Origin of the sequence: Geomonas oryzae, assembly GCF_004117875.1 — a bacterium.
GTDB classification, from domain to species: Bacteria; Desulfobacterota; Desulfuromonadia; order Geobacterales; family Geobacteraceae; genus Geomonas; species Geomonas oryzae.
Genome location: NZ_RAHW01000010.1, coordinates 23,359 through 35,342 on the forward strand (window position 1 = coordinate 23,359; position 11,984 = coordinate 35,342).

The window sequence follows — 11,984 nt, forward strand, 5'->3', positions numbered from 1 at the left end:
TCTGGAATTAGCACATAAACTTACAGAAGATTGAGAATTTAATCGAATCGTCCGCCCATGTCAAGACAAAAAACCGGGCAGAAAATTAAAGGACTGTTAAAAGCCCGTCATTCCCCGTCCTGTCCGGGGTAAAAAACCTGCATAAGACAGAGCCCTTGGGGCGGAACCGTCATCCCTGCGTGCTGACGATTTCCCCCTTTGAGAAGGCGCGCCACATCGGCAACAGAGAGCCTTCCCTGCCCCACCTCTATGAGTGTGCCGGTGATGATGCGCACCATGTTTTTGAGAAAGCCGCTGCCGTTGATGTCCAAGTGAAGCAGGCGGCCATCCTGTACGAGCTCCATGCTGTAGATGCGGCGCACGGTGGTTTTCGCGGCGCAGTTCGAGCCCCGGAAGGCGGCGAAGTCGTGCTCGCCCACGAAGACCTTGCAGGCCGCGCGCATCGCTTCGACGTCGAGCTTTCCCTTCACGCGCCAGGCGGTGTGGCGGGCAAGCGGCGAACGGAGGTCGTCCAGGAGCATGGTGTAGCGGTAGTGCTTCGCCTGCGCATCGAAGCGCGGGTGGAAGTCGAGCGGCACCTCGGCCGCCTCGCGCACCGCGATGTCGCTTGGGAGGAGCGAGTTCAGCCCCTCGCGGAAGGCGCGCAGCGGCATGGTGCGTTCGGTCTTGAAGCAGGCGACCATGCCGCGGGCGTGCACCCCCGCGTCGGTGCGGCCGGAGGCGTGCAGAGTGGTTCGCTCGCCGAGCATCTGCGCGAGCGCCTTTTCCATGACCTCCTGGATGGTGAGCCCGTTGGGCTGCACCTGCCACCCGGCATAGGCGGTGCCGTCGTATTCTATTATCAGCTTGATGTTGCGCATATGTGTTCCGGGGTCAGCAGTCGGACCAGTCGGACAGGTCAGACTGTCTGACTTCAACGGCTACTGCAGATAATCCTCGATCAGCAGCTCGGCGATCTGCACGGCGTTGGTGGCGGCACCTTTTCTCAGGTTGTCGGCAACGATCCAGAGGTTCAGGCCGTTCTTGATGGTGACGTCCTCGCGGATGCGCCCCACCAGGGTGAGGTCCTCTCCGGCCACGTCCATCGCCATCGGGTACTCACCGTTACCCGGGTTATCCACCAGCTCCACCCCCGGCGCATCTTCCAGAATCTCACGCGCCTTGGCGACGGTGATCTTCTTCTCCGTCTCGATGTTCACCGACTCGGAATGCCCGTAGAAAACCGGCACCCTGACACAGGTGGCGGTGGTGGCGATATCCGCCTCCATGATCTTCCTGGTCTCGTTCACCATCTTCATCTCTTCCTTCGTGTAACCGTTGTCGCAGAAGGAGTCGATCTGCGGCAGACAGTTGAAGGCGATGCGGTGCGGGTAAACCTCGACCTTCGGAGGACGGCCGTTCAAGAGCTCGCCGGTCTGGATGCGCAGCTCGTCGATCGCCTTGTTCCCGGTCCCGGAAACCGCCTGATAGGTAGAGACGACGATCCTCTTGATGGTGCCGAAGTCGTGCAAAGGCTTGAGCGCCACCACCATCTGGATGGTGGAGCAGTTGGGGTTCGCGATGATCCCCTTTTTCTTGTAATCGGCAATGGCGTGCGGGTTCACCTCGGGCACCACGAGCGGCACGTCCGGGTTCATGCGCCAGGCGCTCGAATTGTCGATGCAGACGGCGCCCGCCTTTACGGCGGAGGGGCAAAACTCCTCGGAGCGGGCACCTCCCGCCGAGAAGAGGGCGATGTCGATCCCCTCGAAGGAATCGTGGGTCAACTCCTCTACCGTCACCGGCTTGCCGTCGTATTCGAGCACCTGCCCGGCACTTCTCGAGCTCGCCAGGAACTTGATCTTCCCTACCGGGAAGTTCCTCTCCACGAGACACTCGATCATCTGGGTCCCCACGGCGCCGGTCGCGCCCACCACTGCTACGTTCCACGTTTTCTTCATACTCTTTACATCTCCTCCAAAGACAAAAACGGGAGCGCGCCACCCGTGAAAGAAAGGGGCGACGCGCTCCGTTGTGGTTCGACCATTCGGACAATCGTCAATTGCCCAATTGTCCGCTGTTTCTACCGCTCCTTCAGGATCTGCAGCATGCGGCGCAGCGGCTCGGCGGCACCCCAAAGAAGCTGATCACCGCAGGTGAAGGCGGAGAGGTACTGCGGCCCCATCTTCATCTTGCGCACGCGGCCCACCGGTACGGTGAGCGAACCGGAAACGGCTGCCGGGGTAAGCCCCGCCAGGGAGTCGGCCTTGTTGTTGGGAATGAACTTCACCCACTGGTTGTCGTTCTTGATCATCTCCTCGATCTCGCCGATCGGGATGTCCTTGGTGAGCTTCATGGTGATCGCCTGGCTGTGGCAGCGCATGGCGCCCACGCGCACGCAGATGCCGTCCACCGGGATCGGGTTGGTGGCGCCTAGGATCTTGTTGGTCTCGGCGTACCCCTTCCACTCCTCGCGGCTCTGGCCGTCTTCGACCTCGCGGTCGATCCACGGAAGCACGCTGCCGGCGAGCGGGAAACCGAACTCTTTGGTCGGCAGCTCAGCGCTTCTCAGGGTCGCGGTAACCTTCCTGTCGATCTCGAGGATCGCGGAGCCCGGGGTGGCGAGCTGTTCGGCCACGGCGCCGTGCAGCACGCCCATCTGGGAGAGAAGCTCGCGCATGTTCGGAGCGCCTGCGCCGGAAGCCGCCTGATAAGTCATCGAGGAGAGCCATTCCACAACGCCCGCCTTGAAGAGGCCGCCCAGGCCCATGAGCATGAGGCTCACGGTGCAGTTGCCGCCGATGTAGTCCTTGATCCCCTTGGAGAGCGCCGCGTCGATGACGTTGCGGTTGATCGGATCGAGGATGATGACCGCGTCGTCCTCCATGCGCAGGGTGCTCGCCGCGTCGATCCAGTAGCCGTTCCAGCCGGCCTTCTTCAACTCGGGACGGATCGCCTTGGTGTAGTCACCCCCCTGGCAGGTGATGATCACGTCCAGTTTCTTCAGCTCGTTGATGTCCGAGGCATCCTTGAGCGTCCCCGCGTTCATGGGAGCTGCCTGCCCCACCTGCGAGGTTGTGAAGAATACCGGTTCGATTCCAGCAAAATCGTTCTCTTCCTGCATGCGCTGCATGAGAACGGAGCCAACCATGCCACGCCAACCGACCATACCGACTTTCATAGGCGATCTTCCTTTCTGTTGAATTGTTTTATATGCACCGGCAGGCGGACCTGCCTCCACTGTGATTAAAGATTCGCGATGATGGCGTCGCCGATCTCCTTCGTGTTGACCAGCTTCTCGCCCGCCTTCTCCTGGTAGATGTCGCGAGTGCGGTAACCCTCGTCGAGCACCTTGGCGACGGCGTTGTCGATGGCGTCGGCCGCCTCGACCATGCCGAAGGAGTAACGAAGCATCATCCCTGCGGAAAGGATCTGGGCGATCGGGTTCGCGATCCCCTGGCCCGCGATGTCCGGGGCACTGCCGCCGGAGGGCTCGTACATGCCGAAGGTCCCCTCGGCAAGCGAGGCGGAGGGGAGCATCCCGAGCGAGCCGGTGAGCATGGCGGCCTCGTCGGAGAGGATGTCGCCGAACATGTTCTCGCAGAGGATGACGTCAAATTGCTTCGGCCACCTTACCAGCTGCATGGCGGCGTTGTCCACATACATGTGGGAGAGTTCGACGTCCGGGTATTCCTTGGCGATGTTGATCACGATCTCGCGCCAGAGCACCGAGGTGGAAAGCACGTTCGCCTTGTCGATGGAGCAGACCTTCTTGCCGCGTTTCCTAGCCGCCTGGAAGGCGACGTGGGCGATGCGCTCGATCTCCGGGACGCTGTAGCGCATGGTGTCGACGCCGACGCGCTCACGCCCTTCCCCGTCGATACCCTTGGGCTGGGAGAAGTAGATGCCGCCGGTCAGCTCGCGGATCACCAGGATGTCGAAGCCGCCTGCGATCACCTCTTCCTTTAACGAGGAGGCGCTGGTCAGCGACGGGAAGATGATGGCGGGACGCAGGTTCGCGTAGAGGCCGAAGATCTTTCTGAGCGGCAAAAGGGCGCCTCGCTCCGGCTGCTCGTCCGGCGGCAGGGTTTCCCACTTGGGCCCGCCCACGGAACCGAAGAGGATGGCATCGGCAGCCTTGCATATGTTTACGGTGGTCTCGGGAAGGGCGCGCCCCTCGAGATCGATGCCTGCGCCGCCCACGTTCGCGTGCGTCCGCTCGAATTTCACGTCATAGCGTGTCTCGACCGCATCGAGCACCTTGAGTGCCTCTGCCATTACCTCCGGACCTATACCGTCACCCGGCAGCACCGCTACCTTAAAAAGCTGTCCCATTGCACAACCTCCGATATGTATTAAATAGGCGATTCTATTTGCGGGACTGTCATATTGTCAACATAAAAAAGGCCGTCAAACATACGTTTAGCGTCCCAAACCATGACCAGAGTTAAAACGGCAACGTCTCATCCAGTCAAAGTAAGAAAAAGAACAGTGCGACAACGGTTTTATTAGAGAACGGTAAAACTTTTAGTTTATCTCAATGAAGGGTTGTGCTACATTTCTCCGCACCGTTTCAGTGCAGCCGCACTCGCTATGCGGCGCTGCTCGCCCCCTCCTCGTCCCCCGTTCATGACGAGGGGCTGCTGGACAAGTTCATTAGAGAAGGTATCATTACCTGCGCAACCGAACATCCTTTTCCGGAGCCGTGACATCATGCCGGCAAAACCGAAACGACTACATCTGATTCAGGAGACGCAATGCCATTCGCAGCCCGCTTGGGGCGGCTCGCCGCCGTCCTCTCCCTTCTTGCCATGACCGCCTGTTCCACAACCTCCGCCGGAAGCCACGTGCTCGGCAACCCCGAAAACCCGTACCCGCTCTCCGCACCTCCCAAGGTCGGCGACATCATCCATCTTCCGACCGGGATACTGGTGACACCGCAGCAGATGAACGCGGTGGTTACCGACGCACGGGTCGTCTACGTCGGGGAGACCCACGACAACCCGGCGGCGCACCGCCTGGAGCTGGACGTCCTGAAGGCGATGGAGGAGCGCCGACCCGGTAAGGTCGCGCTCGGAATGGAGATGTTCACGCGCTCGCAACAACCGGTGCTGGACCGGTGGGTGGCGGGGGAGTTGGACGAGAAGACCTTCATCAAAGAGTCGCACTGGTTCGACACCTGGAGGATGGACTTCGGCTACTACCGAGATCTGCTCCTTTTCTGCAGGGATAAGCACATCCCGGTGATCGCCCTGAACGCCGAGAAGGAAATCGTGCAGGCGGTGCGCAGCGGCGATCTTTCCGCACTCACCGCGGAGCAGAAGGCCCAGCTCCCCGAAATGGATCTCACCGACCGGTACCAGCGCGCCCAGACTGAAAGCATCTTCGCCGACCACAGCCACGGCAAGATGGCCGTCGAGGGGTTCCTGCGGGTCCAGACCCTGTGGGACGAAACCATGGCCGAGACGGCGGCGCGCTACCTTTTAAGCCCCGCCGGCAAGGAACGCAGCCTCGTCATCATCGCGGGAGGGAACCACATAGGCTACGGCTTCGGCATCCCGCGCCGGGTGTTTCGCCGCGTCCCCACCTCCTACGTCTCAATCGGCGGCCGCGAGGTGGTGGTTACCAGAACAGAAGCGCCGGTGACCATGAACGTCGATCTGCCGGACTTTCCCTCGCCGCCGTACGACTTCCTGGTGCACTACGCCTACGAGGGGCTTCCCCAGCCCGAGGTCCAGTTGGGCGTCATGTTCGAGCCGACCGGCAAGGGCTCCGGCCTTACCGTGAAAATGGTCCTGCCGGATTCCAACGCCTCGCGCGCCGGGCTCCAGGAGGGGGACGTGGTCCTCGAGATGGACGGTGAACCGCTGAAGGAATCCTTCGATCTCGTTTGGGCCATCAAGCAGAAGCACCCGGGGGACAAATCCAGACTGAAGGTGGAACGCAAGGGGGAGACGCTCTCCCTCGAGGTGCTGTTCAAGGAAGGGAAAGCGCATCAGCACGGCAAGCCGTGACCCGGCAGGTAATCGCAAAAGCATCCAGGAGGATATGTCATGTATGCCATGAGTAATGCCGGGAACACCATCGCCATGGTGCTTGCCGGAGGCAAGGGGGAAAGGCTGAGCCCCCTCACCATCAGAAGGGCCAAACCGAGCGTCATGTTCGGTGGCAAATACAAGATCATCGACTTCGTGTTGAGCAACCTCTTCAACTCGGGGATCAAGAAGGTCTACATCCTGACCCAGTACCGCGCCTACTCGCTCAACAAGCACATTCGCGAATCGTGGGGAAAATGGACCGGCCTGGGCGAGTTCTTCGTGGCGATTTCCCCGGAGACGAGCTCGGAGAGCGAGGAGTGGTTCAAGGGGACCGCCGACGCGATCCTGCAGTACCTGCGCTTCGTGGAATCCTCCGACGCCGACTACGTCGCCATCTTCGGCGGTGACCACATCTACAAGATGGACGTGAGCCAGATGATCGATTATCACCGCAGGAACCGGGCCGACCTCACCGTCGCGGCGCTGGAGGTGCCCGTCCAGGAGGCAACCCGCTTCGGGGTCTTCTCCGTCGACGAGGACTACAAGATCACCGACTTCAAGGAGAAACCGAAGCAGCCGGAGAGCATCCCCGGCCGGGACACCTGCTTCGCCTCCATGGGGAACTACATCTTCTCGACCAAGAAACTGATCGAGGTGCTCTTGGAGGGGAAGAAGAGGCACGAGGACCTCGACTTCGGCAAGCACGTCATCCCCATGATGCTGGAAAACCGGGACAAGGTGTTCGCCTACAACTTCAACGACAACATCATCCCGGGGATGAAGGCCGAGGAGAAGGGGTACTGGAAGGACGTGGGGACCATCGAGTCATACTACGAGGCGAACATGGACCTGATCCACGTCTCGCCGCAGCTAAACCTTTACAACTACAAGTGGCCGATCCTCACCAACCAGGGGAACCTGCCGCCCGCGAAGACCGTTTTCGACGAGGAAGGAAGGCGCGGCGTCAACATCGACTCCTACGTCTGCGCCGGGTGCATCACGAGCGGCGCCACGGTGACCCGCACCATCCTGGGACCGCGCTGCAAGGTGAACAGCTACAGCATCGTCGAGGATTCCATCCTCTTCGAGAACGTGACGGTAGGGCGCCACGTGAAGATCAAGCGGGCCATCATCGACAAGAACGTCGTCATCCCCGACGGTTCCGAGATCGGCTTCGATCACGAGCAGGACCGCGCCAAGGGGTACCGGGTGACCGAATCCGGGATCGTGGTGGTATCTCTGGCGTCGTAACGAAGGAAACAGAAAAAAGAAACCTCTTCGGCCACCGCAGCCAGACGCCTTCCGGCGGGAGCACGCATGCGGGGAGCAATCAAGAAGAGCCAGCAACGTGAGATTCACAAGATCGTGGGGGTCTACGCCCTTTTCGGCAGCGCCTGGATCTACCTTTCGGGGTACGCCCTGATCTGGCTGGTCACCGACCGCCACATCGCCGACCAGATCGAGGTCTACAAGGGGCTCCTCTTCATCCTGGTCACCTCGTTCCTGCTCTACCAGTTGATCGGGCGCTTCGCCGGACGCCTCGCCGAATCGATGGTGAAACTGGAGCAGAGCGAGGCGCGCTTCCAGACGATCTACCACAACGTCAACGACGCCCTCTTCATACACGATGCTGCGAGCGGCGCCCTCGTCGACGTGAACCGGACCATGTGCGACATGTTCGGCTACACGCAAGAGGAGGCGATAAACCTCACGCTGCAGCAGTTGAGCCTGGGCGAGCCCCCCTACTCCGAGGAAGAGGCGCGGCGGCGCCTCGAACTGGCGGCCCGGGGGACGGCGCAGACCTTCGAATGGCGCAGCAGGAAAAAGGACGGCACCCTGTTCTGGTCCGAGGTGAGCCTGCGCCGCGCCGAGATCGGCGGCATCGACCGGATCATCGTGCTGGTGCGCGACATCACCGCGCGCAAGGAGATCGAGGAGGCGCTCAGACAGAACGAGGAGATCCTGAAGGTCCTCATGGAGGAGATGCCGGCGGGGGTCGCATGGGCCAACGAGGCGGGGGTCATCGAGTACGTGAACGGTTACGTGAGCGACTGGTTGGGCTTCACCTCCGCCGACCGCCCCACCATGGAGGAGCTCATGCAGCGGGCCCTTCCCGACCCCTCCTACCGCGACGAGATCCTGGGTGCCTGGCGCGCCGGGATCGGCGAGACCCTGGAGAGCGGCGTCATCGCCCCCATCGAAGCGAAGATCACCTGCATCGACGGCACCTTGCGGCACGTCATCCTGAACACCCGCCTGGTTTACCACCGCATCCTGTTCACCTTCACCGACATCTCCAAATGGGAAGCAATGCAAAGCGAGATCCTGAAGGCCCAGAAGCTCGAGTCACTGGGGGTCCTGGCAGGAGGCATCGCGCACGACTTCAACAACATCCTCACCGGGATCCTCGGCAACCTCTCCTTCGCGGAACTGATGCTGGAGGGAAACCACCCGGCCCTGGGTCCGATCAAAAACGCCGAGAAGGCGTCGCAGCGCGCCGCCGAGCTCGCACACCAGCTCCTCACTTTTTCCAAAGGGGGGCAGCCGATCAAGAAGGTGGTATCGGTCGCGAAGCTGGTGCAGGAATCCCTTTCCCTTGCGCTGCACGGCACCAAGGTGCAGACGAAAGTGGACCTTCCCGCCGACCTGCACGCCATCGAGGCGGACGAGGGGCAGATAAACCAGGCCTTCAGCAACGTGATCATCAACGCCTGCCAGGCCATGCCCGGCGGGGGCGCCATCTCGGTCAAGGCGGAAAATCTCCGGCTCCCTGCAGTAAACCCCATGATGCTGCCGGCGGGGGAGTACGTGAAGGTATCCTTCACCGATGCGGGGTGCGGCATCCCGTACCAGGAGCAGAAGCGGATCTTCGATCCCTACTACAGCACGAAGCCCGGGGGTAGCGGTCTCGGGCTCGCCTCGGTCCACTCCATCGTCAGCAGGCACGGCGGCAAGGTGGAGGTCGATTCCGTACCGGGCGAGGGTACCACGCTCACCTTCTACCTCCCCTCGGCGGGGGAAGCCGCACCGGAGCAGGAAGCGCAGAAGGAGCCCGCGGCGCCTCGCGGCGGGGGCGGGGCAAGCGTCCTCGTGATGGACGACGAAGAGCCGATAAGGACCCTGGCGCAGGAGATGCTGCAGTACCTGGGTTATCGCGTGGCGACCTGCGGCACGGGCGAAGAGGCGGTACGGCTCTATCGGGAAGCGTTCGAGGGGGGAGAGGTGTTCGCGGCGGCCATCATGGACCTGACCATACCTGCGGGGATGGGGGGAAAGGAGGCGGCGCAGCGGATCCTGGAATTCGACCCGCAGGCGAAATTGATCGTTTCAAGCGGCTACTCGAACGACCCGGTCATGGCAAGCTACACCGAGTACGGCTTCTGCGCGGCGGTGGTGAAACCGTACCGTTGCAGCGACCTGCAGCAGACGCTTGAAAAGGTGGCCTGCCGCCGGTAGCGCACCGGGAGCCCCCTATCCCTTCTTTTCGCCCCACAATTCCTTCAAGCGCCAGTTGCGACCGCATCCGTCATGGTAGCGCTGGTAGTGATACGGGTTCTTCTTGTAGTACTGCCGGTGGTACTCCTCGGCCGGGTAGAACTCCGACGCCGGGCGTATCTCCGTGAGCACCTGCGCCCCCAGAAGGTTCATCCGTTGCGCCTCGTCGCGCGACTCCTCGGCTTCCCGGCGCTGTTCCTCGTCGAGGTAAAATACCGCGGTCTGGTACTGGGGGCCGTAGTCGCAGAACTGCCTGTTTTTCGTGGTGGGGTCTATGTTGCGCCAGAAGACCAGCAGCAGTTCCCGGTAGCTCACCCGCGACGGGTCGAAGACGATTTCCACCGCCTCGAGGTGCCCCGTTTCACCCTCGCAGACCTGCTGGTAGCTTGGGTCGGGCAGAAAGCCGCCGCTGTAACCGGGCATCACCGAAAGGACGCCGGGGATGCTGTCGAAGACCGGCTCCATGCACCAGAAGCAGCCGCCGGCGAAGATGGCGGTCTGGGTGGCTGGGTTTGTGGAACGGTTTTCCATGGCTTCTCCTTTGGCGCCCTTGGCGCCGCGTCCGACTGGTCCGACTGGTCCGACTGGTCCGACGCCTCACCCGGTCACCGCGATGACCTCTTCGTAGGTGGTTATTCCCTCCAGCATCTTCCTCACCGCGAGCTCCCGCAGGGTCACCAGGCCGTCGTTGCGGGCGGCCGCCTGCAACTCGCCCAGGTCCATCCGCTCGGTGATCACCGCCTTCACCGCCTCGTTCACGTCCAGCACCTCGAAGATCCCGGTCCTTCCCTTGTAGCCGGTGCCGCGACACTCGGGACACCCCTCCCCGGCCCAGACCGCCGGGGAACGCTTGAGCCCGAGGTACTCGGCCTCCTCCGCGCTCAGGTGACGCTCCTTCTTGCAGGCCGGGCAGATCTTGCGCAAAAGCCGCTGCGCGATGATGCCGACCACGGTGGAGGAGATCAAAAAGGAGGGGACGCCGAGATCCAAAAGCCGCGTCACCGAGGACGGGGCATCGTTGGTGTGCAGCGTTGAGAGCACCAGGTGCCCGGTGAGCGCGGCCTGCACCGCGTTTTCCGCCGTTTCCCTGTCCCTTATCTCGCCGATCATGATGATGTCCGGGTCCTGCCTGAGCACGTTTCTCAGCACCTTGTCGAAGGTCACCCCGATCCCCGACTGCACGCCGACCTGGTTGAACTCCTCCATCACCATCTCGATCGGATCCTCGACGGTCACGATGTTCACCTCGGGCGAGGAGAGGGTCCGAAGCGACGAGTAGAGCGTCGTGGTCTTGCCGCTGCCGGTGGGACCGGTGACCAGGATGATGCCGTTCGGGCGGCGCAAAAAGGAGCTGTAGAGCTGGTACTCCCGAGGATAAAAGCCGATGGTGTCCAGTTCCTGCATCAGGACGTCCGGGTCGAAGATCCTTATCACCACCTTCTCCCCGAAGGCGACCGGAAGGGTCGAGACGCGCAGCTCGACTTCGCGACCGTCATGGCTCGTCTTGATCCTGCCGTCCTGCGGGCGCCTTTTCTCGGCCAGATCCATGCGGGAGAGCATCTTGATACGGGAGACGATGGGGGGATGCAACTGTTTGGGGACCGTGTGCACGTTGTGCAGCACCCCGTCCACCCTAAGGCGCACCAGGGACTTCTCCCGCTTGGGCTCGATGTGGATGTCGCTCGCCCTCTGGTCGAAGGCGTACTGCAGCAGGAAATCGACAGCCGAGATGATGTTGCGGTCCGTACCCTCGATCTCGTGCCCGCTTTTCAGGCGCACGAACTGCTCGAGGTTGCCGAGGTCGACGGAGGCGGCGACCTCGCTCTCGGCGGCCAGCACCGACGCCCTGAAACCGAAGAACTCCCTCAGGATCTTCAGGATGTCGTTGCGCGAGGCGAGCACGCGGCGAAACTCGACCCTCTTCAGGCTCCTAAGCTCCTCGATCACCTCGTCGTTGAAGGGGTCCGCGACCGCGAGGGTCACCACGCCGTCGTCACTCCCCACCGGGACGATCATGTGCCGCAAGGCGAAGGGGCGCGAGATGTGCGCGGTAACCACGTCCAGGTCGAGCTTCATCGGGTTGATCTTCATGTACGGCAGGCCGACGGCGGCGGCCAGCACCTCGGTGATGGCGTCCTCGGTGAGAAGCCTGCCGCCGGATCCGGCGATCTCCAGGTTGAGCGACGCGATGACCTCGGCGGGAGAAGGCTTCTCCGGCCCCTGCTGCAGCCTGCGCGAATAACCCGCCTGCTGCGCCCCGGCCAGCCGGTGGGCCTGCGCCTCCCCCTTCTGCATGAGTTCCTCGAACTGCTCGCGGCCGATCAGCTCGCGCTGCAGGAGGATGAGCGCGACGTTTCTTATGGTCACCGCCTTCTTTTTCTGCATGGCTCCACCTTTAATGGGAATAAACCTGCGAGTATCCGCGAGAAACTTAGTGATGTCAAGGAGGTGCAAGTTTGACAAAGAAGCCTC

General features: G+C 62.0%; 9 protein-coding genes. 3 read left to right on the forward strand and 6 right to left on the reverse strand.

Annotation, left to right across the window (positions count from 1 at the left end; all coding sequences use genetic code 11):
* Nucleotides 1–107 precede the first annotated feature (107 nt).
* The 4 genes from truA to leuB all read right to left on the reverse strand — a co-directional run bounded on the left by truA (nucleotide 108) and on the right by leuB (nucleotide 4,314).
* Nucleotides 108–860, reverse strand: coding sequence for a tRNA pseudouridine(38-40) synthase TruA (gene truA / locus D6Z24_RS19880; protein ID WP_129128358.1), 753 nt, complete (start codon nucleotides 858–860; stop codon nucleotides 108–110).
* 60 nt (nucleotides 861–920) lie between these two features.
* Complete coding sequence (locus tag D6Z24_RS19885) at nucleotides 921–1,940, reverse strand: aspartate-semialdehyde dehydrogenase (RefSeq protein ID WP_129128359.1); 1,020 nt, start codon at nucleotides 1,938–1,940, stop codon at nucleotides 921–923.
* A 122-nt stretch (nucleotides 1,941–2,062) separates the two neighbouring features.
* Nucleotides 2,063–3,160, reverse strand: coding sequence for an aspartate-semialdehyde dehydrogenase (gene asd, locus D6Z24_RS19890; protein ID WP_129128360.1), 1,098 nt, complete (start codon nucleotides 3,158–3,160; stop codon nucleotides 2,063–2,065).
* Between the two features lie 65 nt (nucleotides 3,161–3,225).
* A complete protein-coding gene (gene leuB, locus D6Z24_RS19895; protein ID WP_129128361.1) occupies nucleotides 3,226–4,314 on the reverse strand; it encodes a 3-isopropylmalate dehydrogenase in 1,089 nt (362 codons plus the stop codon).
* Between the two features lie 422 nt (nucleotides 4,315–4,736).
* Between leuB and D6Z24_RS19900 the strand changes: the two genes are divergently transcribed.
* From D6Z24_RS19900 to D6Z24_RS19910, 3 genes are all read left to right on the forward strand, one after another.
* Nucleotides 4,737–5,993, forward strand: coding sequence for a ChaN family lipoprotein (locus D6Z24_RS19900; protein ID WP_129128362.1), 1,257 nt, complete (start codon nucleotides 4,737–4,739; stop codon nucleotides 5,991–5,993).
* Nucleotides 5,994–6,032: 39 nt separating this feature from the next.
* Entirely contained in the window at nucleotides 6,033–7,268 is a 1,236-nt protein-coding gene (gene glgC, locus D6Z24_RS19905; RefSeq protein WP_129128363.1) for a glucose-1-phosphate adenylyltransferase, read from the forward strand.
* Nucleotides 7,269–7,334: 66 nt separating this feature from the next.
* Nucleotides 7,335–9,473 (forward strand): hybrid sensor histidine kinase/response regulator, encoded by a 2,139-nt coding sequence (locus D6Z24_RS19910; protein WP_129128364.1) that lies wholly within the window; start codon nucleotides 7,335–7,337, stop codon nucleotides 9,471–9,473.
* Nucleotides 9,474–9,488: 15 nt separating this feature from the next.
* Here the strand turns inward: D6Z24_RS19910 and msrA are convergent, their stop codons facing one another.
* Entirely contained in the window at nucleotides 9,489–10,043 is a 555-nt protein-coding gene (msrA, locus tag D6Z24_RS19915; RefSeq protein WP_129128365.1) for a peptide-methionine (S)-S-oxide reductase MsrA, read from the reverse strand.
* Nucleotides 10,044–10,109: 66 nt separating this feature from the next.
* Nucleotides 10,110–11,897 (reverse strand): GspE/PulE family protein, encoded by a 1,788-nt coding sequence (locus tag D6Z24_RS19920; RefSeq protein WP_129128366.1) that lies wholly within the window; start codon nucleotides 11,895–11,897, stop codon nucleotides 10,110–10,112.
* Between the last annotated feature and the right edge of the window lie 87 nt (nucleotides 11,898–11,984).

What these genes read in the sequence shown, in the direction of transcription:
- asd (WP_129128360.1), bottom strand. Translation starts at nt 3,160, where the DNA reads ATGAAAGTCGGTATGGTCGGTTGGCGTGGCATGGTTGGCTCCGTTCTC.
- D6Z24_RS19910 (WP_129128364.1), top strand. Translation starts at nt 7,335, where the DNA reads ATGCGGGGAGCAATCAAGAAGAGCCAGCAACGTGAGATTCACAAGATC.
- glgC (WP_129128363.1), top strand. Translation starts at nt 6,033, where the DNA reads ATGTATGCCATGAGTAATGCCGGGAACACCATCGCCATGGTGCTTGCC.
- D6Z24_RS19900 (WP_129128362.1), top strand. Translation starts at nt 4,737, where the DNA reads ATGCCATTCGCAGCCCGCTTGGGGCGGCTCGCCGCCGTCCTCTCCCTT.
- msrA (WP_129128365.1), bottom strand. Translation starts at nt 10,043, where the DNA reads ATGGAAAACCGTTCCACAAACCCAGCCACCCAGACCGCCATCTTCGCC.
- truA (WP_129128358.1), bottom strand. Translation starts at nt 860, where the DNA reads ATGCGCAACATCAAGCTGATAATAGAATACGACGGCACCGCCTATGCC.
- D6Z24_RS19920 (WP_129128366.1), bottom strand. Translation starts at nt 11,897, where the DNA reads ATGCAGAAAAAGAAGGCGGTGACCATAAGAAACGTCGCGCTCATCCTC.
- leuB (WP_129128361.1), bottom strand. Translation starts at nt 4,314, where the DNA reads ATGGGACAGCTTTTTAAGGTAGCGGTGCTGCCGGGTGACGGTATAGGT.
- D6Z24_RS19885 (WP_129128359.1), bottom strand. Translation starts at nt 1,940, where the DNA reads ATGAAGAAAACGTGGAACGTAGCAGTGGTGGGCGCGACCGGCGCCGTG.